This window comes from Burkholderia ubonensis (genome assembly GCF_902833085.1).
Classification (GTDB): Bacteria; Pseudomonadota; Gammaproteobacteria; order Burkholderiales; family Burkholderiaceae; genus Burkholderia; species Burkholderia ubonensis.
In genome coordinates this window covers 171273-192291 of sequence record NZ_CADFEB010000011.1, presented here as the reverse complement: position 1 = coordinate 192291, position 21019 = coordinate 171273, and the positions used below count along the sequence as shown (strand labels likewise).

Below are 21019 nucleotides of genomic sequence, written 5' to 3'. Positions count from 1 at the left end.
CGACCGTCCGGGCGGCGCGCGGCTGCGCGCCGTCCGGCCCGCAGGAAGGGCGCTGGCCCGATGTTTAAAGAGTAGGCGGTTTCTGCGGAAAGCGCGATGGCGGGGCCGGAGTGGCGTGCGCCGTGCGCCGCACGACACTCGCCGCGCGCCAGGAACTCAGCGCGCGTCGGCCCCTCGCGCCAGCGCCTCGTCGCGAAACTCGGCCGGGCTGCGCCCGCTCCACTTGCGGAACGCGCGGTAGAACGCGCTCGGCTCGGCGAAGCCGGCCGCCGCGGCGACGTCGGCGATCGTGCGCGCCGGATCGGCAAGCGCCTCGAACGCGAGATCGCGCCGCAGCGCGTCCTTGATCGACTGGTACGCGTGGCCTTCCTGGTGCAGCTTGCGGCGCAGCGTCGCCTCGGCCACGTGCAGCCGCGCGGCCATCCCCGCCGCGCCGGGCCACGCGGCGGGCGGCATCCCGCGCAGCACCGCGCGCACGCGCTGCGCGAGCGCGTTCGGGTTGCGGTACTTGACGATGAAGCTGGCCGGCGCGTTGCGCAGGAAGGTCTTCAGCGTCTTCGCGGTCTGCACGACCGGCAGCGCCGCGAATTCGGGATCGAAATCGACATACGAATCGGGCTGGTTGAAGCGCATGTCGTCGCAGAACATCGACGGGTATTCGTGCTCGGCGGGCGGCGTGTCGCAGCGGAAGCACGCGGCGAGCAGCGGGATGCGCCGGCCGATCAGCCAGCAGGTGAGCCCGTAGACGATGATGAAATAGGTCGCGTACGTGAACATCGCGGGCGTCGCGCCGTTGTTGCGGTGCACGAAGCGCAGCCGCACGCGCTGCGGGTTCGCGTCGAGCTCCGCGTGCAGGTCGTCGAGCACGCAGTGCATGAAGTTCACCGCGCGCGCCATCGCATGCAGGCCGTCGCGCGCCGTGAGCGCCGCCTGGCTCATCGCGATGAAGCTGCCGCTCCTCATCGGGTGGCGGTCCTGGCCGAAGAACTCGTCGTCGAGCGCGCGCGCGATCGCGTTCCACAACGCGCCGTACTGCTGCGCGGACACCCGCGCGCGCGGCTGCTCGAGCAGCGCGGGCGGAATGCCGGCCTGCGCGAGCAGCGGCTCGGCCGCGACGCCGCGCCGCGTCGCGAGCGCGACGCTGTACGCGACGAGACTGATCGCGATGGTTCCCTTTTCTTCTTGCTTCATCGACGGCGCCGCTATGGCAAAAACGCTCAGTGTAAATGAGCGGTGCGAGCATCGAACAGTCGTGCACGGTTGCCTACACTTGATTCATCGAAAACACATCGCGGCCGCGCCACGCCGGCCGCCGGGAGACGGCAGCGCCATGGACGAGCTTTACACCGAAGACCAGCGGATGATCCGCGATGCGGCGCGCGCTTTTGCCACCGAGGTGCTGGCGCCGAACGCCGCGCAGTGGGACCGCGACGCGCACCTGCCGGATGCGGTCGTCGCGCAGCTCGGCGAGCTGGGCCTGCTCGGGATGATCGTGCCGCAGGAGCTGGGCGGCGCGTATACGGACTACGTCGCGTATGCGCTCGCGATGGAGGAGATCGCCGCGGGCGACGCCGCGTGCGCGACGATGATGAGCGTGCACAACTCGGTCGGCTGCGGGCCGATCCTCGGCTTCGGCACGCCCGCGCAGAAGGAGCGCTGGCTCGCCGACATGGCGGCCGGCCGCACGATCGGCGCATTCTGCCTGACGGAGCCGCAGGCCGGCTCCGAGGCGCACAACCTGCGCACCCGCGCGGAGCTGCGCGACGGCAAGTGGGTGCTGAACGGCGCGAAGCAGTTCGTGACCAACGGCCAGCGCGCGGGCATCGCGATCGTGTTTGCCGTGACCGATCCGGACGCCGGCAAGCGCGGCATCTCCGCGTTCCTGGTGCCGACCGACACGCCGGGCTTCGTCGTCGGCAAGCCGGAGAAGAAGATGGGCATCCGCGCGTCGGATACCTGCCCGATCACGTTCGAGAACTGCGCGATTCCCGAGGAAAACCTGCTCGGCGCGCGCGGCGAAGGGCTGAAGATCGCGCTGTCGAACCTCGAAGGCGGCCGCATCGGCATCGCCGCGCAGGCGCTCGGCATCGCGCGCGCCGCGTTCGACAAGGCGCGCCGCTATGCGGGCGAGCGCGTGCAGTTCGGCAAGCCGCTCGCCGAGCATCAGGCGATCCAGCAGAAGCTCGCCGACATGGCGACGCAGATCAACGCCGCGCGCCTGCTCGTGCATCACGCGGCGAAGCTGCGCACGGCCGGGCTGCCGTGCCTGTCGGAGGCGTCGCAGGCGAAGCTGTTCGCGTCGGAGATGGCCGAGCGCGTGTGCTCGGATGCGATCCAGATCCACGGCGGCTACGGCTATCTCGCCGATTACGAAGTCGAGCGTCATTACCGCGACGCGCGCATCACGCAGATTTACGAGGGAACCAGCGAAGTGCAACGGATGGTGATCGCGCGGCAGCTTTGAGCGTCGCGCCGGTTGCCCGGTGACAGCAGCCAGCCCCAGAGACCAACAAATGGCCGGGGCATCGCGAGGCGCGGGGGCTTGTGAGTCCGTCGCGCCGCGCAACATGGAGACAGGAGACGACTCGATGACCGCACAGGCTTTCCTGGCCGCACGCGACTTTCTGCTGCGCCATCGCACCGACTACGAAACCGCATACCGCGATTTCCAGTGGCCGGCGCCCGCCCAGTTCAACTGGGCGCTCGATTATTTCGACGTGATGGCGCGCGGCAACGACAAGCCCGCGCTGTGGATCGTCGACGCGGCGACCGGCACGGGCGATCCGTATTCGTTCGCGCAGATGTCCGAGCGCTCGTCGCGGATCGCGAATTGGCTGCGCGGCATCGGCGTCGCGCGCGGCGACCGGATCCTGCTGATGCTGCCGAACCGCGTCGAACTGTGGGACGCGATGCTCGCCGCGATGAAGCTCGGCGCGGTGGTGCTGCCCGCGACCACGCAACTCTCCGCCGACGACGTGCGCGACCGCGTGCAGATCGGCGGCGCGAAATACGCGATCGTCGACGAGAACGAAACCGCGAAGTTCGACCAGCCCGACCTCGGCCTCGCGCAGCGGATCGTCGCCGGCGCGCCGCGCGCCGGCTGGCTCGCGATGAACGACGGCTACACGGCGCCGGCCGCGTTCGAGCCGGACGGCGTCACGCATTCGAGCGACCCGATGCTGCTGTATTTCACGTCGGGCACGACGTCGAAGCCGAAGCTCGTCGAGCACACGCACCGCACCTACCCGGTCGGCAGCCTGTCGACGATGTACTGGGTCGGCCTGCAGCCGGGCGACATCCACTGGAACATCAGCTCGCCCGGCTGGGCGAAGCACGCGTGGAGCTGCTTCTACGCGCCGTGGAACGCGCAGGCGTGCGTGTTCGCGTTCAACTATGCGCGCTTCGAGCCGAAGGTCGTGCTCGACGCGCTGGTCAAGTACCAGGTGACGACGCTGTGCGCGCCGCCGACCGTCTGGCGGATGCTCGTGCAGCAGCCGCTCGCGTCGTTCGACGTGAAGCTGCGCGAGATCGTCGGCGCGGGCGAGCCGCTGAACCCGGAAGTCATCGAGCGCGTGAAGAAGGCGTGGGGCATCACGATCCGCGACGGCTACGGCCAGACCGAGACCACCTGCCTGATCGGCAACTCGCCGGGCCAGCCGGTCGTCGCCGGCTCGATGGGCCGCCCGATGCCCGGCTACCGGATCGAGTTGCTCGACCCGGACGGCGCGCCGGTCAGCGAAGGCGAGGTCGCGCTGCCGGTCGGCGCGGGCGTCGAGCGCCCGGTCGGCCTGATGGCGGGCTACGCGAACAACCCCGACGCGACCGCGCATGCGATGCGCGACGGCCACTACCGCACGTCCGACATCGCGATGCGCCGCGACGACGGCTACTACGTCTACATCGGCCGCGCGGACGACGTGTTCAAGTCGTCCGACTACCGGCTGAGCCCGTTCGAACTCGAAAGCGTGCTGATCGAGCATCCGGCGATCGCCGAGGCGGCCGTCGTGCCGAGCCCGGACCCCGTGCGGCTCGCGGTGCCGAAGACCTTCATCACGCTGCGCCAGGGCTACGACGCAAGCCCGGCGCTGGCGCTCGAGATCTTCCGTTTCTCGCGGGAGAAGCTCGCGCCGTACAAGCGCATCCGCCGGCTGCAGTTCGCGGAATTGCCGAAGACGATCTCCGGCAAGATCCGCCGCGTCGAATTGCGCCGCCGCGAGATCGAGCGCGGCGACGACACGAGCGCGCGGATGCCCGGCGAATACTGGGAAGAGGATTTCTCTGCAGAACTGAAATGACCCGAGCGCGGGCCGCGCGAGTCGCGCGGCCTGCCGATGCATCGAACCGGCCGCCCGCGCGCTGCGTCGCGCGGCGGCACTCCCAAGGAGAATCAAGCGATGAACGCGAATCCGACGCCCCAGGCGGGGCAAGACGTGCCGACGGTCAAGCTGCTGATCGACGGCGAATTCGTCGAATCGAAGACGCACGAGTGGCGCGCCATCATCAATCCGGCCACGCAGGAGGTGCTCGCGCGCGTGCCGTTCGCGACCGTCGCCGAAGTCGACGCGGCCGTGCAGGCCGCGCAGGCGGCGTTCGCGTCGTGGAAGAACACGCCGATCGCCGCGCGCATGCGCATCATGCTGAAGTTCCAGGATCTCGTGCGCGCCAACCAGCAGCGGATCGCGAAGACGCTGACCGCCGAGCAGGGCAAGACGCTGCCGGACGCGGAAGGCGACATCTTCCGCGGCCTCGAGGTGGTCGAGCACGCATGCTCGGTCGGCACGCTGCAGCTCGGCGAGTTCGCGGAGAACGTCGCGGGCGGCGTCGACACCTACACGCTGCGCCAGCCGATCGGCGTGTGCGCGGGCATCACGCCGTTCAACTTCCCCGCGATGATTCCGCTGTGGATGTTCCCGATGGCGATCGTGTGCGGCAACACGTTCGTGCTGAAGCCGTCGGAGCAGGACCCGCTGTCGACGATGCAGCTCGTCGAGCTCGCGATCGAGGCCGGTGTGCCGAAGGGCGTGCTGAACGTCGTGCACGGCGGCAAGGAAGTCGTCGACGCGATCTGCACGCATCCGCTCGTGAAGGCGATCTCGTTCGTCGGCTCGACCGCGGTCGGCACGCACGTGTACCAGCTCGGCAGCGCGAACGGCAAGCGCGTGCAGTCGATGATGGGCGCGAAGAACCACGCGGTCGTGCTGCCCGACGCGAACCGCGAGCAGACGCTCAACGCGCTCGTCGGCGCCGGGTTCGGCGCGGCGGGCCAGCGCTGCATGGCGACGTCGGTCGCGGTGCTGGTCGGCGCCGCGCGCGACTGGCTGCCCGATCTCGTCGCGAAGGCGAAGCTGCTGAAGGTGAACGCGGGCGCGGAAGCCGGCACCGACGTCGGCCCGGTCGTGTCGAAGGCCGCGAAGGAACGCATCCTGTCGCTGATCGAAGCGGGCGTGAAGGAAGGCGCGAAGCTCGAGCTCGACGGCCGCGGCGTGACGGTGGCCGGCTACGAGCAGGGCAATTTCGTCGGCCCGACGATCTTCTCCGGCGTGAAGACCGACATGTCGATCTACACGCACGAGATCTTCGGTCCGGTGCTCGTCGTGCTCGAAGCCGACTCGCTCGACGACGCGATCGCGCTCGTCAATGCGAACCCGTTCGGCAACGGCGTCGGCCTCTTCACGCAGAGCGGCGCGGCGGCGCGCAAGTTCCAGAGCGAGATCGACGTCGGCCAGGTCGGCATCAACATCCCGATCCCGGTGCCGGTGCCGTTCTTCAGCTTCACCGGTTCGCGCGGCTCGAAGCTCGGCGACCTCGGCCCGTACGGCAAGCAGGTCGTGCAGTTCTACACGCAGACCAAGACGGTCACCGCGCGCTGGTTCGACGACGACACGACGGCCGGCCCGGTGAATACGACGATCCGTTTGCACTGATCAGGGGGCAAAAATGAAGATCGGTTTTATCGGCCTCGGCCACATGGGTGCGCCGATGGCGCTGAACCTGCTGAAGGCCGGCCATGAAGTGCATGTATTCGACCTCAGCGCCGACGCGCTGCGCGCGTTGCAGGACGCGGGCGCGCAGGCGGCCGGCTCGCCGCGCGACGCGGCGGCCGGCGCGGAGTTCGTGATCACGATGCTGCCGGCAGCGCCGCACGTGCGCTCGGTGCTGACCGGCGAGCACGGCGTGCTGGCCGGGCTCGGCGCGGGCGCGACCGTGATCGATTCGAGCACGATCGACCCGGCCAGCGCGCAGGCGTTCGGCGCGCTCGTGCGCGAGCACGGCGGCGCGTTCGTCGATGCGCCGGTGTCGGGCGGCACGGGCGGCGCGGCGGCGGGCACGCTGACCTTCATGGTCGGCGGCAGCGACGCGGACTTCGAACGCGTGCAGCCCGTGCTCGCCGGGATGGGCAAGAACATCGTCCATTGCGGCGCGACCGGGATGGGGCAGGTCGCGAAGGTCTGCAACAACCTCGTGCTCGGCATCTCGATGGCGGCCGTGTCGGAGGCGATGTCGCTCGGCGTCGCGCTCGGCATCGATCCGAAGGTGCTCGCGGGCATCGTCAACACGTCGACCGGCCGCTGCTGGAGCTCGGACACGTACAACCCGTATCCGGGCGTGATCGGCACCGCGCCGTCGTCGCGCGGCTACACGGGCGGCTTCGGCACCGACCTGATGCTGAAGGATCTCGGCCTCGCGAACGACGCGGCGAAGCAGGTGCGCCAGCCCGTCTATCTCGGCGCGCTCGCGCAGCAGCTGTACCAGGCGATGAGCAGCCGCGGCGACGGCCAGCTCGATTTCTCGGCGGTGATCCGCCTCTACCAACCGGCAACGAAGAAGGACGCGCAATGATCGAACTGGACTTCGTCGACGACGGCGCGATCGCGTGCGCGACGCTCAAGCGGCCGCCCGCGAACGCCTTTACCGCCGACGGCCTGCGGCAATTGCAGGAGACCGTCGGCGAACTCGACGCGAACCCGCGCGTGCGCGCGCTCGTGATCACCGGCGACGGCCCGAAATTCTTCAGCGCGGGCGCGGACCTCAACACGTTCGCCGACGGCGACCCGGCGGTCGCGCGCGCGATGGCGATCCGCTTCGGCACCGCGTTCGAGACGCTGTCGGAGGCGCGCTTCGTGACGATCGCGGCGATCAACGGCTATGCGATGGGCGGCGGGCTCGAATGCGCGCTCGCGTGCGACCTGCGCATCGCCGAGACGCACGCGCAGATGGCGCTGCCCGAGCCGTCGGTCGGGCTGCTGCCGTGCGGGCTCGGCACGCAGACGCTGCCCTGGCTCGTCGGCGAAGGCTGGGCGAAGAAGATCATCCTGGCCGGCGTGCGCGTCGACGCGGCGACCGCGCTGCGGATCGGCCTCGTCGAGGACGTGGTCGACACGGGCGCCGCGCGCGACGCGGCGCTCGCGCTCGCGCGCAACGTCGCGCGGCAGAGCCCGCACGCGGTCGCGTACAGCAAGGAGCTGATCGGCCTCGCGCGCCGCGGCGTGCCCCGCAGCGCGGCGCTCGCGGTCGAGCGCGAGCGCTTCGTCGACCTGTTCGATACGAACGATCCGCGCGAAGGCGTGGCCGCATTTCTCGGCAAGCGCGCGCCGCAGTGGCACACCGACGGGGAGCAGGACCGATGAGCACGCCGATCACGACGCATGACGCGTTTGCCGACGCCGCGCCCGAGGTGCTGTGCCGCGTGCTGAACCGCGTGGCGCTGATCACGCTGAACCGGCCGGCCGCGCTCAACGCGCTGTCGCACGAAATGGTGCGCGAGCTGGCGGCGCTGCTGGAGCGTTGCCGCACCGACGACCAGATCGTCGCCGTCGTGCTGCGCGGCGCGGGCGAGAAGGGCTTCTGCGCGGGCGGCGACGTGCGCGCGCTGTACCGGAACGCCGCGCAGCGCGACGCATGGCTGCCGTTCTTCGTCGACGAATACCGGCTCGACTACGCGATCCACACGTTCCCGAAGCCGGTCGTCGCGCTGATGGACGGCATCACGATGGGCGGCGGCATGGGGCTCGCGCAGGGTGCGGCGCTGCGGGTCGCGACCGAGCGCAGCAAGATCGCGATGCCGGAGACGCGTATCGGCCTCGTGCCGGACGTCGGCGCGACGCACTTCCTCGCGCGCATGCCGGTCGAGCTGGAGCTTTACGTGGGGCTCACGGGCGCGACGCTGTCCGGCGCGGATGCGCTCGTCGCGAAGCTCGCGGACCTGTGCGTGCCGTCGTCGTGGCTCGACACGTTCGAGACGCGCATCGAGAACCTGAAATGGGACGGCGACGTGCTCGCCGCGCTGCGCCGGGTGTTCGAGCCGCCGTGCAACGTCGTGCCGCACGCGGCGCTCGACAGCCAGCTGCCGTGGATCGTGCGCCATTTCGACAAGCGCTCGACGGTCGAGCGGACCGTCGCGACGCTCGCGCAGGAGCTCGCGCGCGACGAGCTGTCGCGCGAACATCGCCAGTGGCTGCAGGCGACGCTCGACGCGCTGCTCGGCCATTCGCCGACGATGCTCGCCGTGACGCGCGAGGCGCTGCTGCGCGGCCGCCAGATGACGCTGGCCGAATCGTTCCGGATGGAGCTCGGCATCGTCGCGCGGGCGATCGAGGAGGGCGATTTCCGCGAAGGCGTGCGCGCGCATCTCGTCGACAAGGACCGCAAGCCGCGCTGGGCGCCGGCGTCGCTCGTCGAGCTGCGCGCCGAACGCGTGCGGCATTTCCTCACGTCGCCGTGGAAGCTGCCCGCGCATCCGCTCGTCGAGCTGGGCGGCGCGTGAGCGGCGTGCACGCGGCGGTGTGCGTCGCTGCGCGCGCTCGCGCAGGAGATCGCGGCCGGCCGCGTCGACGGATGGCGCGCGCTGGCGCCGGCGCTGGCCCAAGCCGATCCGACCGGCGCGGCGCTGCACGCGGCGCTCGTGCACGGGTTCGGGTGGGTGATGGTGTATGGCGCGGCGCGAACGTCGCACCGCAACCGTTGCTTGCACTAGGGTCTGTTTACATACGGAACGCGCATGCGTTGCCACGAGAACGGCCGCTCGCGAGGCGTGCGACGCCGCGAATACTGGACGTATTCGCAAGGAGCACAACGTGGCGAGCGGCCGTTCTCGTGGCAACCCCAAATTGAAAAACCATTCTAGGGGAATGCCCGAAATCGCCCGTATGGCGGCGTCGCGCGTCGCTTGTTTGGCTCGGCCAAACGGCGCTCCTTGCTCCTTGCCCTACGAGCGATTTCGGGCATTCGCATGCGCGTTCCGTATGTAAACAGACCCTAGCTACGCGCCGCCGCCGAGCGCCCGATACAGCGTCATCTGGTTGTTGAGCAGGTTCAGCCGGTTTTGCGATTCGGCGCTCTGCGCGTCGCGCAGCCGCTGCTGCTGGTCGAGCCACGGCTGCACGTCCGTCGCGCCGGCGGCGAACCGCGCGGCGGCCAGCGTTTCCGCGCGCTGCGCCTGGGCGAGCGACAGCGTGCGCTGCTCCGCCTCGCGTTCGAGCTGCACGCGCGCCGACAGCGCGTTCTCGACCTCGGCCAGCGCCGAGTAAAGCCGCTGGCGGAACCCGACGACCGCCTCCTGGTACTGCGTCTGCGATACCTTGATCTGCAGCTGCATCGCGTTCCACTGGATGAACGGCAGCGCGAGCCCGAGCCCGAGCGTCGCGACCGGATTCGACAGCACGCGCTCGAGGCTCGTGCTCGACGTGCCGACGTTGCCCGTCAGCGTGAAGGTCGGATAGAAGCTCGTGCGGGTCGCGTCGACGTTCGCCAGCGATTCGCGCAGCCGGAATTCCGCCGCGCGCAGGTCCGGACGCCGGCCGAGCAGGTTCGCGGGCAGGCCGGCCGCGACCGCGGGCAGCGGCCCGTCGGGCAGCGTCGGCGGTTCGGCGGCGCTCTGCTGCGGCGGCCGGTCGAACAGGATCGCGAGCGCGTGGCGGTTTTCGGTGCGCTGCTGCAGCAGTTGCGTCTGTGCGGCTCGCTGCGCGGCGAGGCTCTGCTCGGCCTGCGCGAGGTCGAGCCCGGAGGTCGCGCCGGCCGCGTGGCGCGAGCGCACCAGCGCGACCGTGCGCGCCGCATACGCGATGTTCGCGTCGCCGAGCGCGATCTGCCGGTTCAGGTAGCCGATCTGCCAGTACAGCGCGGCCGTCGTGCCGATCAGCGACAGCCGCGCGGCTTCGCGGTCGGCCTCGGTCGCATCGGCCTCCCAGCGCGCGGCGTCGCGCAGCGCGGCGAGCCGGCCCCACAGGTCGAGCTCGTAGCTCAGCGCGCCGGTGACGCCGCTCGCGCGGCCCATCTGGTGCGTATCGAGCGTGCGCGACACGCTGCCGTTCGCGCCGAGCGTGACGGCGGGCGTCAGGTTCGTGTCGGCGAGCCCGGCCTGCAGCCGCGCGCGGTACACGCGGATCGCCGCGATCGCGAGATCGTTGTTGGTGCGCAGCGCGTCGTCGATCAGGCGGTCGAGCACCGGGTCGCCGAAGCTGCGCCACCAGTCCGCCGGCGCGGCGGGCGTGCTCGGCGGCACGGGCGATTCCCAGTGGGCCGGCATCGTGACCGGGGGCAGCGGCCGCTCGCGCGTGGCCGCGCAGCCGGCGATGAGCGCGGCGGCGCAGGCGAGCGCGCCCAGGCGGCGGATCGGGTAGGGCAGGGTCATGGTCAAGTTTTGTCAGTCCCGCGCGAGCGCATCGATCGGGTCGAGCCGCGACGCGTTGCGCGCCGGCATGAAGCCGAACACGACGCCGGTCAGCGTCGAGCACAGGAACGCGGTGACGATCGCGCCGGCGGAGAACACCATCTTCCATTGGTCGACGAACATCGAGAACAGGACGCCGACGCCGAACGACAGCGCGATCCCGACCGCGCCGCCCAGCAGGCAGACCAGCACGGCCTCGACGAGGAATTGCTGCAGGATGTCGGTCTGGCGCGCGCCGACCGCCATCCGGATGCCGATCTCGCGGGTGCGTTCGGTGACCGACACGAGCATGATGTTCATCACGCCGATCCCGCCGACCACCAGCGAAATGACCGCGATCAGCGACAGCAGCAGCGTCAGCGACCGGCCGGTGCTCTCGACCGTCTTCACGACGCTGTCCATGTTGTACGTGAAGAAGTCCTTGCGCCCGTGCCGCTGGGTGATCAGCTTCGTCAGGCTCTGCTCGGCGGCCTGGCTCGGCTGGCCGGCGCGCACGCGCACGGTGATGCTGTCGAGATGCTGCTGGCCGAACAGGCGCCCGCTCGCGGTCGTGTACGGCACCCATGCGTTCAGGCTCTTCACGTCGCCGAACGCGCTTTTCTTGTCGGCCACCACGCCGATCACGACGCACGGCAGGTTGCCGATCAGGATCACTTCGCCGAGCGGATTCGGGCGCGCGCCGAACAGCTTGCGCCGCGTGTTCTGGTCGATCACCACGACCTGCGCCTGGCGGCGCACCTCGTCCGCGCCGAACGCGACGCCCAGCGCCAGCTTCATCCCGCGCACCTGGAAGAACCGCTCGCCGACGCCGCTGACGAGCGCGTTGACGTCGACGTTGCGATATCGCAGCAGCAGCGTGCGCGACGTTTCGGGCGTCGCGCTGTCGATGTACGGCTGTTCGGCCAGCGCGGCGACGTCGGCGGGCACGAGCGTCTGGATCGCGTCCGCGCGGCTGTCGCCCCAGTCGAGGCCCGGATAGAGGTTGATGGTGTTCGTGCCGATGCTGCCGATCTCGTCGAGCATGTAGCGCTTCGCGCCTTCGCCGATCGCGACGATCGACACGACCGACGTGATGCCGATGATGATGCCGAGCATCGTCAGCACCGTGCGCAGCCGGTGCGACACGAGCGCGCGCCACGCCATCCGGAACGCCTCCGCGAAACGGCCCGCGCCGGCCGACAGGCGGCGCGCGGGTCGCTCGGGTTGCACTGGTTGTGCGGCGTCGATGGTGAGCGCCGGATCGGCACCGGCGTGCGCGAGCAGCACGGGCGTCGCGTGCCACGCGGTATCCGGCTGAGCCGCCGTTTCGGTGGCCGCAGCGTAGTGCGGGTTCGACCGGTCCGCGACGATCTCGCCGTCGTGGATCTCGACGATGCGGCGCGCGTGCCGGGCGACGTGCTCGTCGTGCGTGACGATGATCACCGTGTGGCCGAGCGCGTTCAGCTCGCGCAGGATGCGGATGACTTCGTCGCCGCTTTTCGAGTCGAGCGCGCCGGTCGGCTCGTCGGCCAGGATCACTTCGCCGCCGTTCATCAGCGCCCGCGCGATGCTCACGCGTTGCTGCTGGCCGCCCGACAGCTGGCTCGGCCGGTGGTCTTCGCGGTCCGCGAGCCCGAGGCGCGCGAGCAGGCGCTGCGCGCGTACGCGGCGCTCGGCCGGCGCGCTGCCGGCGTAGATCGCCGGCATCTCCAGGTTCGCGACCGCGCTCAGGTGCGGTAGCAGGTGATAGCGCTGGAAGATGAAGCCGAAGCGCTCGCGGCGCAGCTGCGCGAGTTCGTCGCCGTCGAGCGTCCGGGTCTCGCGTCCGCCGACCGTGTAGCTGCCGGCGCTCGGATGGTCGAGGCAGCCGAGGATGTTCATCAGCGTCGATTTGCCGGAGCCCGACGCGCCGACGATCGCGACGATCTCGCCGGCGTCGATCGACAGGCTGACGTTCCTCAGCACCACGACGTCCCGGTCGCCGGCGGGGAAGCGCCGCGTGACGCCGGTCAGCTGCAGCAGCGGCCGCGTCATCGTCACGCTCCCGGCGCGGCTGCGGCGAGCGGGTCGGCGTCGGCGTCGCCGATCACGACCTGCTCGCCTTCCTTCAGGCCCGCCAGCACCTCGACCTTCACGTTGTTGTTGATGCCGGTGCGGATCGTGCGCGTCTCGGTCTTGCCGTCGGCGTGCAGCACGCGCACCGCGTACGCGCCGTGCTTGTCCTTCGCGCCGAGCGCGGCGGCCGGAATGCTGAGCGCGTTGCGCGCGCCGCCGAGGACGATGTTGACCTGCGCGGTCATCGAGATGCGCAGCCGATGGCCGGGGTTGGGCACCTCGAACAGCGCGTTGTAGAACACGGCGGCGTTCGTTTTCGTGCCGCCGCCGGCGCCGCCGCCGAGCCCGGCCTGCGATTCGAGGAAGTTCTGCGGCGCCGGCTCGATCGCGCGCAGCTTGCCGTAATAGCGCCGGTCCGGTTCGCCGAGGATCGTGAAATACGCGGTCTGGCCGGGCTGGATGCGGATCACGTCGGCTTCGGACACCTGCGCCTTCACCGTCATCGTGTCGAGATCGGCGAGCTTGAGGATCACGGGCGCCTGCTGCTGCGCGATCACGGTCTGGCCTTCCTGCGTGACGATCGCGACGACTTCGCCGTCCATCGGCGCGACGATGCGCGTGTAGCCGAGATTGGCCTGCGCGGTGTCGATCTGAATGCGGGCCGCGCGGATCTGCGCGTCGAGCGACGCGAGGTTCGCGCGCTGCACGTCGAGCGCCGCGCGCGCGGATTCGAACGCTTCGCGGGAGGTCGCGTCGTCGGGCAGCATCGTCTGCTGGCGGCGGAATGCGAGGTCGGTCTGCTTGAGCTGCGCGGCGGTCGCGCGCTGCTGCGCGAGCAGGCTTTCCTCGCTGGTGCGCGCCTGCCGCAGCGCGTTCTGCGAGATGACCGGATCGATTTCCGCGAGCCATTGCCCCTTCTCGACCTTGTCGCCGAGGCGGACCTTCAGCGTCTTCAGTTGTCCTGACACCTGGGCGCCGACGTCGACCTGCCGGAACGCCTGCAGCGCGCCCGTGGCCAGCACCGCGTTCTCGAGATCGCCGCGCGCGACCGGCGCGCTCAGGTAGCGCGGATGCCGGTCGGGCGAGAGGTGGTGGAGCGACAGGCCGCCGGCGATCGCGACGACGACAACACTGGCCAGCGCGATGCGCCAGCGGCGACGGTTCTGTTTCATGAGGGACGGCGAAGATGAATCGGGCGTCGGCGACGCGTGCGGCCGATCCGGCATTCAGGTGGTCGGAGACCGGAACGGCAGGCCGGATCGGAGCCGGCATGCGTCGCGATGCGGCCAGGATGAAGCGAATCGGGCGCCCATGATAAGCGAATTCATCTGAGGAAATCTTGCCGAACTGTGCAAGATTGTGGGCAATCGTTACCGCGCGGCGGCGGCCTGCGCCTGCGGCGCTCGCGCCCTCCGCTGCACGATCACGCGCGCCGCGCGCCGGCGTCGATCCGGCTTTGCGTGTCGGCGTCGACGATCGCCCGGATCGCGCGGAACAGCGGGCTCGCGTCCGTATGGCGCCGGCCGTAGCCGAGATTGAACGCGTAGTCGAAGTCCGGCGGATTGTCGCCCTGGTTGTGCTGCAGGATCGTTTCCAGCTTGTCGAGCGCCTTGACGGCCTTCGCTTCCGGCGACGCGGCCTGCTCGTATTCGTCCCACAGCGCGACGATCTCGTCGCGCAGCGCGGCGTCGAGGCCGGCGGTCAGCGTCAGCAGGTCGCGCCGCTCGTGCGCGCTCTTGTCCGGATGCGCGGCCTGCTCGACCGCCGGGATGTCGCCGTGCAGCGCCTCGCCGAGGTCGTGGACGACGCACAGCTTCAGCAGCTTCAGCGGGTCGACGCCGTCGAGCGCGTCGGCGAACACCAGCGCCATCAGGCACAGCCGCCAGCTGTGCTCGGCCGTGCTTTCCGCGCGGCCGGCCGACGTGTGGCCGCTGCGCAGCACGTCCTTCAGGCGTTCCGCTTCGCGCAGGAACGCGAGCCGCGCGTGGATCGTGTCGGGGTTCATCGGCGGGTCCGCAAGGTTCGGGTTTGGAGCCGTCAAGCTTAGGCCGGACATCGGCGCGCCGTCCACGCATGAAATATGCGCGGCGCGCTACAGCGTTTCGACGAGCCGCGCGGCGGAGCCGTCCGACAGGATCATTCGCGTCCAGCGGCAGGTGCTGCGACGGATCGGCACGATCCGCGATGCATTTGCGCCGCTGTCGAACTCGACGCTCGGCGGGCCGGCGCTGTCGCGCCAGCCGAGCGTATCGAGCGACGCTTCCAGCGCGGCGATTTCCGGCGTCGCATAGCGCCACAGCGACGCGCCGAGCATCGTCGGCAGCGGTTTCGCGAACTCGGCGGCGCGCAACGACGAGCACGCCAGCAGCCGATGTGTGAGGTCGCACACGAGGTGCACGCGGCCGGGATGGTCGCCGACGAGCCGCGCGAGCGCGCGGTCGCCGGCGGAATCGAGCCGCGCCGCGAGCAGGCGCTCGGCGATCGCGCGCTCGTCGGGCGACATCTGCTGGACGCCGGCTTCCCAGCGGGAAATCGTCGACTGCGCGACGCCGAACAGCTCGGCCGCGTGGCTCTGCTTCACGCGGCGCAGCAGCCGCCAGCGCCTCAGCAGCGGGCCGAGCGGCGGCGTTTGAAGTGGCGAGTCGGTCATGTGGAGGCTCCGGTTGCGGCCGTCGCGAACGATCAGGGGAGGGGGAGTCCGCCTTGCGCGGTCAAAAGCGGCTTTCAGCGGCTTACGCCCTCGGAGCTGACGATTCTGGCGCAAGTGCCGGGCCTTGTCGAACCGCGGCGCGGCATTCACATTCGTGCCATGTTGCTCCGGCAACAATCGCGGTTAGACGTACGACAATCTCGCGGCGCATCCCGTGACCGCGAGTCTTATCCGAGGGAATCCCCATGCTCAAGACGCTCATCCGCGCCGCGACCGCGCTCGCCGTTACTGCCGCCTCGATGCACGCCGGCGCGCAGACCAGCTACGACTACCTGCTGCTTGCCTCCTCGTGGGAGCCGGGCTTCTGCGCGACGCATTCCACGCCGGAGTGCTCGAACCTCGCCGGCTCGTATGCGGCGACCAGCCTGTCGCTGCACGGGCTGTGGCCGAACAGCTATGACGGCAACCAGCCGTTCTTCTGCGGCGTGCCGCAGAGCGACATCGATCTCGACAGCAGCCACCAGTGGTGCAGCATGGACGCGTACCCGATCAGCGCCGCGACCCGCAATACGCTGTCGACCTACATGCCCGGCGTCGCGTCGTGCCTCGACAAGCACGAGTGGTTCAAGCACGGCACCTGCGCGAACGCGGCGTCGCCCGATGCGTACTGGAACCAGGCGGCCGGCATGATCAGCCGCCTCGGCAACACGTCGTTCAACGCGTTCCTGCAGGCGAACGCGGGCCGGACCGTGACCCGCAACCAGCTGCTGTCCGCGTTCGAAGGCGCGTTCGGCAGCAACACGCGCAGCGCGGTGTCGCTGAAATGCACGAAGGCGAACGGCGTCAGCTATTTCACCGAGGCGTGGATCTCGGTGAAGACGAACGCGACCGACCAGTTCCCGAGCGCCGCGTCGCTCGTGACCGACGGCAGCACGCAGGGCACGTGCCCGACGACGGGCGTGTACATCGCGAAGTAGGCGAGGTGGGCGGCGCGGTCCGGTGGCCGGCGCCGCGCCCCGTCGGCCGGCGGATGCGAACGGCCGGATCGCTCGGTCAAGCCGAGCGACGAAATTCCGCTGGATAAATGGCTGAATTATTCAAATTAATAAAATGGCGCCATTATTCAGTAATGGAAAAATATCGGCCCTGTCGATTCGATTTGTTTGATTTTACGGGTTTATATTTAAAAATTAGGTTTTGTAATCTATTCTGCAATGGCTCGAATCAGGCTGGTTCGAGCCAGGCAGGGCGGTTCAATCCGATGCAGGAAAATCCGACGTGTTGAAGCTAACTTTGACGGGAGTGGATCATGTCTTCTTCGGGATATATCGCAATTGCATTGCAGGCAGACGATGGGCTGTATCTGAGCCGCATCAATCGGGGCAGTGAGAATCCGATCGAGGCGGCAAAGAAGGAAATCGATGTTTTTTCGAAATTTCGGGTGGTGGCCGTCGGTCCGCAGCAGATCGCGCTGCTCGCCGATAACGGCCTGTACCTGAGCCGGATCAATCGCGGCGCAACCAATCCGATCGAGGCCGCCAAGCAGAACGTCGACGTGTTCTGCCTGTTTACCGTGTCGAACGTGGGGCCGAACAAGATCACGCTGCGCGCCGACAACGGGCTGTACCTGAGCCGGATCAATCGCGGCAGCATCAATCCGATCGAAGCGGCCAAGGAGCGTCCGGACGTCTTCTGCGAGTTCGCCGTCACGACGTTCTTCGAGTAAGCGTCGGCCTGCGTGGAACCCTGCGGCGAATCGGTCGCACGGCTTCATGAGCAGCATGCCGACGTTGCGCGGCGGACCGGCCGACCGGTTCGTCGCGCCCCTTGGCGATAGTCCGGTATTCGCAGCGTCGCGCGCCTCGCGAGCGGCCGTTCTCGTGGCCGGCTCCATGCAAACAAGCCTTAGCTTCGCGATTCCAGTGCGATACGCACCGCCAATCCGGCCAGCACGGTGCCCATCAACCAGCGCTGAACCAATGCCCAAACCGGGCGGCCGGCGAGAAAGCCCGCGATTGAACCCGCCATGCTCGCGATCAGCGCGTTGACGCTGACGCTGACCGCGATCTGCACGCAGCCGAGCGCCAGCGATTGCGCGAGCACGCTACCGTGCCCCGGCGAAATGAACTGCGGCAGCAACGACAGATACATCACCGCGATCTTCGGATTCGCGAGGTTCGTGACGAAGCCCATCGTAAAGAGTTTTCGGCGGCTGTCGTGCGGTAGCTGACGGACCTGAAACGCCGAGCGGCCGCCCGGCTTGAGCGCCTGCCAGGCTAGGTACAGCAGATACAGCGCGCCCGAAATGCGCAACGCGTCGTACGCATACGGCACGGTCAGCACAAGCGCGGTGATGCCGAACGCCGCGCAAAACATATAGAACACGAACCCCAGTGCAACGCCGCCGAGCGACAGCAGACCCGCACGACGGCCCTGGCAGATCGAACGCGAAATCAGGTAGATCATGTTCGGGCCAGGCGTCAGGACCATGCCGAGCGACAGGAGTCCGAAAGCAAGCAGGGTAGGCAAGGCGGGCACGGCGGTCTCCTTCGAGGCAGGGAAGTCAGGTTGACGCGTGCCGTACAAGATATTGCATATCGAGCGCCTTCAACGTGAATAAACTGCAAGCCGACCATGAGCGTTTTTCATCACGCCGGCGACCTATTGCTTTCCCTTCTTCGCGCGTGTTTTGGTCGCTTGTGCTGCCCTGGCACGTTGTGCGGCGGCGAGCCTGACAAACTCATCGGTCACCGCGTTGCCGGTCGTGTTCCACGACAGCCGAACCGAGCGATGCAGCCTCGGAGACAACTCCAGCACCGTGCCTCCGAACGGCGTGTAAGTCAGCGTGACGCGCGGGACGATCGACACGCCCATGCCCGCCTCCGCCATGGAAAGAATGGTGCGCATCTCGACCACATTGAACGCGGCCCGAAGTTGCGCGCCACCACGCGCGAAGTAATCCGCGATCACCGGCCCGCAACCTGCCTTCGAGAAAATGAACGGCAGCGCGGACAACTGTTTGGTCGACACGCTCTTGCGGCCGTCGAACGTACCGGCCGCCGCTACCGCGACGAAATCCTCGTCGAGCAGCGGCAAATTGTTCGCGAACGTCTTCGCGCCCGCCACCACGCCGACGTCGGCGGTACCGTCCTCGATCCACCCTTCGACTTCCATGTCCGTGCCTTCGAGCAGTACCGCCGATACCCCTGGATGCATCGATTTCAGCGCTTCGAGGGCGGGCACGACGAACGCAAGCGACACGCTCGGCAGCGAAGCGACCACCAGCCGCCCTTCGAGCTTGCCGCGCGACAGGCCGAACTGCTGGCGCAGCGTCTGCGCTTCCCGCACCACGTTCCGGATGTACGGCCACAGACGTTCGCCGGCAGCAGTCAATACGACCGGCTGCCGGTCACGCATGAGCAGCTTCACCTGCGTGATGTCTTCCAGTTCGGTCAACGCGTGACTGATCGCAGATTGACTGCGGCTGAGACGGTCGGCGGCAGCCGTAAGCGAACCGAGTTCGACCACGGCGGCGAGTGCCTGCAACTGGGCAAGCGTCATCTGGACTCCTTGTGCCGATGCATGTATGTCGTGCATCAAATATTGAAGCGTCATGAATTATATTCAACCGGCGAGGCGGGACGGGAAGCCGCGCCGCATCCGGGGCGGCTACCGCCGCTCGCGTGGCGCGAAGGCCATGAACGAGCGGCTCGACGCGCAGGCTACCCATTAGGGTGGTGCGCGTGCGTCGCGCGCCTGTCATCGTGAATCCACTCGTCTGCGCTTGCCTGCCCGTCGTCTCGGGCGGGGCGGCCGAGCGAGACATCGATTCACGCAGCACATGGCAGGAGTCATCACATGGAAACCCCAACCCCCAGCGGAAATCCGTTGCAGGATCTTTCCGCCAACCTGGCGGCCATCGCCGAGCGCGTTGGCCAGAGTGTCGTCGCGGTGCACGGGCGGCACCGCTTTCCGTCCAGTGGAGTAATCTGGCAACCGGGCGTGGTGGTCACGGCCGCGCATACGCTCAGGTACGAAGAAGGCATTGAAGTCAGCCTGGCCGACGGCCGCACCGTGGCAGCCGTTGTCGCGGGACGTGATCCCGGCACCGACCTGGCCGTACTGAGGATTGGCGACGTGGCGTCGAGCCCGGTCGAGACCGGCGACGCGCGCTCGCTCAAGGCCGGCCATCTGGTGCTCGCGGTGGCGCGTGTGGACCGGTTCGGCGCCAGCACGGATTTCGGCGTCGTGGGCACGGCCGGCGGTCCATGGCGGACCTGGCGAGGCGGCCAGTTCGATGCGTTCGTGCGACTGGATGGCGGACTGCGCCCCGGTTTCTCCGGGGCGGCCCTGGCGGATATGCAGGGCCGCGTGATGGGGCTGTGCACGTCGGCGCTCGCGCCTGGCGCGGGCATGTTGATTCCGGCCTCGACCGTGGCGCGCGTGTGCGACGAGTTGTCGAGCAAAGGGCGTGTCTCGCGCGGCTACCTTGGCGTGGGCACCCAGACGGTGAACCTGCCGCAGGCATGGGTGACGAAACTGAATCTGGCTTCCGGGCGCGGGCTGCTGGTGGTGTCGCTTGCGGCGGGCGGGCCCGCCGAGCAGGCCGGGGTGCTGATCGGAGATGTGCTGATCGAACTGGACGGCCAGCCGTGCCACGACATGGACGACGTGCATGCCGCACTTGGCGGCGACCGCATCGGACAGTCGTTGAAGATCGGGCTGATCCGCGGCGGCGAGCGCAGCGAGTGCCCGGTCACGGTGGGCGAACGCCCGCAACGGAATTCATGCTGCTGAGAATCGTGCAAGGCGTCGCATGCCGAATGCCGGGATCACACCGATGAGTCCGCTCAGGGTTGCCGTCGTCGCCGCCTCGCCGCAAGCGCGCGCAAGCCTGCAGGCGCTCGTCGATGCCACGCCGACGCTGGATTTCGCGGGAAGCGCGGCCGACGCCGCGGCGCTCGCCGATCGCTTTGCCGGCGAATGGCCGGATGTGGTCCTGGTCGAACTGGAGCCGCAGGCGGGTGACTGGCCGATGCCGGGAGCGGACCGGCATCCCGCGATGCCGGCGCTCGTCCTGCTCACGGACGAGGCGGACAGCGACTGGATCCATGACGCGCTGGCGGGCGGCGCCACGGCGCTGCTGCCGCGCGGCGCGACGCCCGGCGAAATCACCGCCGCGATCGAGGCCGTGGCCGCAGGCCTTTGCGTGCTGTCCCCGGAGACCCTCGCCCGGCTGCTGGCGGAGCGCAAGGCGCCTCGCCAGACGGCATCCGCGATGCTGGTCGAAACGCTCACGCCACGCGAGATCGAAGTGCTGACGATGCTTGCCGAAGGGCTCGGCAACAAGGAGATCGCGCGCCAGCTCGACATATCGGACAACACGGTGAAGTTTCACCTGTCGTCCATTTTCGGCAAGCTCGGCGCGAGCAGCCGCACCGAGGCCGTCATGCAGGGGATGCGGCACGGTCTCATCATGGTGTAGCCGGTGCTCGGTGACGAACGGCTGCCTGCACGTTTGATTCGTGCGCGAGAATGTGAACGATCTCAGGGTTTCCGAGCGTGTTGGCCGGCACCTGCCTTGACTAGAAACAAAAGAGTCTCGTCACTCGATTCATTCCACCGGCGTCACTTTCGACGAGCGTGCGTGAAGTAAGCCCTTCGCC

General features: G+C 68.8%; 18 protein-coding genes. 10 read left to right on the top strand and 8 right to left on the bottom strand.

Annotated elements, in window-relative coordinates:
* Nucleotides 1-156: 156 nt before the first annotated feature.
* Nucleotides 157-1191 carry an AraC family transcriptional regulator gene (locus HWX31_RS29095; RefSeq protein ID WP_174961045.1) on the bottom strand — a complete coding sequence of 345 codons (1035 nt, stop codon included), beginning with the start codon at nucleotides 1189-1191 and terminating at the stop codon, nucleotides 157-159.
* 139 nt (nucleotides 1192-1330) lie between these two features.
* On the opposite strand from HWX31_RS29095, the gene HWX31_RS29090 reads away from it, so the two are divergent.
* The 6 genes from HWX31_RS29090 (at nucleotide 1331) to HWX31_RS29065 (ending at nucleotide 8764) form a co-directional block, all read left to right on the top strand.
* Entirely contained in the window at nucleotides 1331-2464 is a 1134-nt protein-coding gene (locus HWX31_RS29090; RefSeq protein ID WP_042588411.1) for an acyl-CoA dehydrogenase family protein, read from the top strand.
* Between the two features lie 124 nt (nucleotides 2465-2588).
* Nucleotides 2589-4295: an AMP-binding protein gene (locus HWX31_RS29085; RefSeq protein WP_174961043.1), complete on the top strand. Its 1707-nt coding sequence runs from the start codon at nucleotides 2589-2591 to the stop codon at nucleotides 4293-4295.
* A 99-nt stretch (nucleotides 4296-4394) separates the two neighbouring features.
* Complete coding sequence (locus tag HWX31_RS29080; protein WP_174961041.1) at nucleotides 4395-5924, top strand: CoA-acylating methylmalonate-semialdehyde dehydrogenase; 1530 nt, start codon at nucleotides 4395-4397, stop codon at nucleotides 5922-5924.
* A 13-nt stretch (nucleotides 5925-5937) separates the two neighbouring features.
* Nucleotides 5938-6840 carry a 3-hydroxyisobutyrate dehydrogenase gene (gene mmsB, locus HWX31_RS29075; protein ID WP_059609617.1) on the top strand — a complete coding sequence of 301 codons (903 nt, stop codon included), beginning with the start codon at nucleotides 5938-5940 and terminating at the stop codon, nucleotides 6838-6840.
* A complete protein-coding gene (locus tag HWX31_RS29070; RefSeq protein WP_174961039.1) occupies nucleotides 6837-7628 on the top strand; it encodes an enoyl-CoA hydratase in 792 nt (263 codons plus the stop codon). Before mmsB ends, HWX31_RS29070 begins: the two co-directional genes overlap by 4 nt.
* On the top strand, nucleotides 7625-8764 hold the full coding sequence (locus tag HWX31_RS29065) for an enoyl-CoA hydratase/isomerase family protein (RefSeq protein WP_174961037.1): 1140 nt from the start codon (nucleotides 7625-7627) through the stop codon (nucleotides 8762-8764). Before HWX31_RS29070 ends, HWX31_RS29065 begins: the two co-directional genes overlap by 4 nt.
* 495 nt (nucleotides 8765-9259) lie before the next feature.
* Here HWX31_RS29065 and HWX31_RS29060 read toward each other — a convergent pair whose 3' ends face one another.
* The 5 genes from HWX31_RS29060 to HWX31_RS29040 all read right to left on the bottom strand — a co-directional run bounded on the left by HWX31_RS29060 (nucleotide 9260) and on the right by HWX31_RS29040 (nucleotide 15353).
* Complete coding sequence (locus HWX31_RS29060; RefSeq protein ID WP_174961035.1) at nucleotides 9260-10630, bottom strand: efflux transporter outer membrane subunit; 1371 nt, start codon at nucleotides 10628-10630, stop codon at nucleotides 9260-9262.
* 12 nt (nucleotides 10631-10642) lie between these two features.
* Nucleotides 10643-12682, bottom strand: coding sequence for a MacB family efflux pump subunit (locus HWX31_RS29055; RefSeq protein ID WP_174961033.1), 2040 nt, complete (start codon nucleotides 12680-12682; stop codon nucleotides 10643-10645).
* 2 nt (nucleotides 12683-12684) lie between these two features.
* The gene (gene macA, locus HWX31_RS29050) at nucleotides 12685-13875 is read right to left on the bottom strand and encodes a macrolide transporter subunit MacA (RefSeq protein WP_174961031.1); all 1191 of its coding nucleotides are present in this window, start codon (nucleotides 13873-13875) and stop codon (nucleotides 12685-12687) included.
* 251 nt (nucleotides 13876-14126) lie between these two features.
* A complete protein-coding gene (locus tag HWX31_RS29045; protein ID WP_174961029.1) occupies nucleotides 14127-14708 on the bottom strand; it encodes an HD domain-containing protein in 582 nt (193 codons plus the stop codon).
* 87 nt (nucleotides 14709-14795) lie between these two features.
* Nucleotides 14796-15353, bottom strand: coding sequence for a helix-turn-helix domain-containing protein (locus tag HWX31_RS29040; protein ID WP_174961027.1), 558 nt, complete (start codon nucleotides 15351-15353; stop codon nucleotides 14796-14798).
* 245 nt (nucleotides 15354-15598) lie between these two features.
* On the opposite strand from HWX31_RS29040, the gene HWX31_RS29035 reads away from it, so the two are divergent.
* On the top strand, nucleotides 15599-16330 hold the full coding sequence (locus HWX31_RS29035; protein ID WP_174961025.1) for a ribonuclease T2: 732 nt from the start codon (nucleotides 15599-15601) through the stop codon (nucleotides 16328-16330).
* 332 nt (nucleotides 16331-16662) lie between these two features.
* The gene (locus HWX31_RS29030) at nucleotides 16663-17079 is read left to right on the top strand and encodes a fascin domain-containing protein (protein ID WP_174961023.1); all 417 of its coding nucleotides are present in this window, start codon (nucleotides 16663-16665) and stop codon (nucleotides 17077-17079) included.
* 179 nt (nucleotides 17080-17258) lie between these two features.
* On the opposite strand, the gene HWX31_RS29025 is transcribed toward HWX31_RS29030, so the two are convergent.
* Both HWX31_RS29025 and HWX31_RS29020 read right to left on the bottom strand, forming a co-directional pair.
* Complete coding sequence (locus tag HWX31_RS29025; protein ID WP_174961139.1) at nucleotides 17259-17891, bottom strand: LysE family translocator; 633 nt, start codon at nucleotides 17889-17891, stop codon at nucleotides 17259-17261.
* Nucleotides 17892-18014: 123 nt separating this feature from the next.
* Nucleotides 18015-18914, bottom strand: coding sequence for a LysR family transcriptional regulator (locus HWX31_RS29020; protein WP_174961020.1), 900 nt, complete (start codon nucleotides 18912-18914; stop codon nucleotides 18015-18017).
* 297 nt (nucleotides 18915-19211) lie between these two features.
* On the opposite strand from HWX31_RS29020, the gene HWX31_RS29015 reads away from it, so the two are divergent.
* Nucleotides 19212-20150: a S1C family serine protease gene (locus HWX31_RS29015; protein WP_174961018.1), complete on the top strand. Its 939-nt coding sequence runs from the start codon at nucleotides 19212-19214 to the stop codon at nucleotides 20148-20150.
* A gap of 19 nt (nucleotides 20151-20169) precedes the next feature.
* Complete coding sequence (locus tag HWX31_RS29010) at nucleotides 20170-20838, top strand: response regulator transcription factor (protein ID WP_244143872.1); 669 nt, start codon at nucleotides 20170-20172, stop codon at nucleotides 20836-20838.
* Nucleotides 20839-21019: the final 181 nt, after the last annotated feature.

Bases quoted from the DNA above. Each gene is read 5' to 3' on its own strand.
- HWX31_RS29095 (WP_174961045.1), bottom strand. From the start codon at position 1,191: ATGAAGCAAGAAGAAAAGGGAACCATCGCGATCAGTCTCGTCGCGTAC.
- HWX31_RS29090 (WP_042588411.1), top strand. From the start codon at position 1,331: ATGGACGAGCTTTACACCGAAGACCAGCGGATGATCCGCGATGCGGCG.
- HWX31_RS29085 (WP_174961043.1), top strand. From the start codon at position 2,589: ATGACCGCACAGGCTTTCCTGGCCGCACGCGACTTTCTGCTGCGCCAT.
- HWX31_RS29080 (WP_174961041.1), top strand. From the start codon at position 4,395: ATGAACGCGAATCCGACGCCCCAGGCGGGGCAAGACGTGCCGACGGTC.
- mmsB (WP_059609617.1), top strand. From the start codon at position 5,938: ATGAAGATCGGTTTTATCGGCCTCGGCCACATGGGTGCGCCGATGGCG.
- HWX31_RS29070 (WP_174961039.1), top strand. From the start codon at position 6,837: ATGATCGAACTGGACTTCGTCGACGACGGCGCGATCGCGTGCGCGACG.
- HWX31_RS29065 (WP_174961037.1), top strand. From the start codon at position 7,625: ATGAGCACGCCGATCACGACGCATGACGCGTTTGCCGACGCCGCGCCC.
- HWX31_RS29060 (WP_174961035.1), bottom strand. From the start codon at position 10,630: ATGACCCTGCCCTACCCGATCCGCCGCCTGGGCGCGCTCGCCTGCGCC.
- HWX31_RS29055 (WP_174961033.1), bottom strand. From the start codon at position 12,682: ATGACGCGGCCGCTGCTGCAGCTGACCGGCGTCACGCGGCGCTTCCCC.
- macA (WP_174961031.1), bottom strand. From the start codon at position 13,875: ATGAAACAGAACCGTCGCCGCTGGCGCATCGCGCTGGCCAGTGTTGTC.
- HWX31_RS29045 (WP_174961029.1), bottom strand. From the start codon at position 14,708: ATGAACCCCGACACGATCCACGCGCGGCTCGCGTTCCTGCGCGAAGCG.
- HWX31_RS29040 (WP_174961027.1), bottom strand. From the start codon at position 15,353: ATGACCGACTCGCCACTTCAAACGCCGCCGCTCGGCCCGCTGCTGAGG.
- HWX31_RS29035 (WP_174961025.1), top strand. From the start codon at position 15,599: ATGCTCAAGACGCTCATCCGCGCCGCGACCGCGCTCGCCGTTACTGCC.
- HWX31_RS29030 (WP_174961023.1), top strand. From the start codon at position 16,663: ATGTCTTCTTCGGGATATATCGCAATTGCATTGCAGGCAGACGATGGG.
- HWX31_RS29020 (WP_174961020.1), bottom strand. From the start codon at position 18,914: ATGACGCTTGCCCAGTTGCAGGCACTCGCCGCCGTGGTCGAACTCGGT.
- HWX31_RS29015 (WP_174961018.1), top strand. From the start codon at position 19,212: ATGGAAACCCCAACCCCCAGCGGAAATCCGTTGCAGGATCTTTCCGCC.
- HWX31_RS29010 (WP_244143872.1), top strand. From the start codon at position 20,170: ATGCCGAATGCCGGGATCACACCGATGAGTCCGCTCAGGGTTGCCGTC.